The sequence below is a fragment of the Kribbella sp. NPDC003557 genome (genome assembly GCF_040610805.1).
In the GTDB taxonomy this organism is placed as follows: Bacteria; Actinomycetota; Actinomycetes; order Propionibacteriales; family Kribbellaceae; genus Kribbella.
In genome coordinates this window covers 551,533-552,527 of record NZ_JBEXMY010000001.1, presented here as the reverse complement: position 1 = coordinate 552,527, position 995 = coordinate 551,533, and the positions used below count along the sequence as shown (strand labels likewise).

Below are 995 nucleotides of genomic sequence, written 5' to 3'. Positions count from 1 at the left end.
GCCGGTTGGGCGTCAGTTGAGTTCGAGGGGGTGCTGGCGCGGTGGTCTCGTTGGTTGGGCGAGGGGGAGTGTCAGTCGAATTCGAGGGCGGTGCAGAGGCTGTGGTCTTGCCGGTTGGGCGTCAGTTGAGTTCGAGGGGGTGCTGGCGCGGTGGTCTCGTTGGTTGGGCGAGGGGGAGTGTCAGTCGAGTTCGAGGGCGGTGCAGACCCAGCGGTTGCGGCGGATCTCCAAGCGGAAGGCGACGGCGCGGGAGCGGCTGCCGTGGCGAACGTGTGCGGCGACCTCGGCGATGAACGGCTCCGGCATGAACACCCGCACCGAGCGCACAACGCTCTTCTCCTTCGCCCCCCGAAGACCGGCGGTCGAGTTCAGCCCCAGCAGCCGCACCCGCCGGTTCAGCTCCAGGAACACCACATCGTCGGTGAACCGCACCAGCTGCGAGATCGGCCGATCCCCAGCCAGCACCTCCGAAACCGCCTGAGCCAACCGAGCCCCCCAAGCCCGAACCTCCGGCAGCTCCGGCGCAGCCTTCGGCTCCTGCCCCACCACCCCGTCCCGCCGCGCGACCTTGGCGACAGTGCCAGCGGTCGACTTGAGCGGCGCCCGGACCCCGTCAGGTTGCCCAGGCGCCGCAACCGAGCGCGCGACACCGGCACCACCCGGCGCCACGCTGAGCGTCCGCCCCTGCTCCTCCACCCGCTCGCCACCCGCACCGGCCACAGCACCCTGCCCACCGGCAGCATCTGCCGTGGCGCCTTGCCGGTCGCCGGTGGGTGCTGTGGTGCCGTACTGGCTAGCCGCCTGTGCTGTGGCCTCCTGCCGGCCGGCGGCATCTGCCGGGGCGCCGCGCCGGTGGGCGGGACCTGCTGTGGCGCTCTGCTGGTCGGCGTGCGTGGCGCCTACAGCGGCCGGCGCGACGCTGAGCTGCCGGCCGCGCTTCTTCGCTCGCCCGCCGACGGCACCTGCCACGACACCCTGCCCGCCGCCAGCGTCTG

At 72.6% G+C, this 995-nt stretch carries 1 protein-coding gene; it reads right to left on the bottom strand.

Annotated elements, in window-relative coordinates:
* Positions 1-180: 180 nt before the first annotated feature.
* On the bottom strand, positions 181-995 hold an 815-nt coding region (locus ABZW60_RS02700), incomplete at its 5' end, for an Rv3235 family protein (protein ID WP_355473312.1).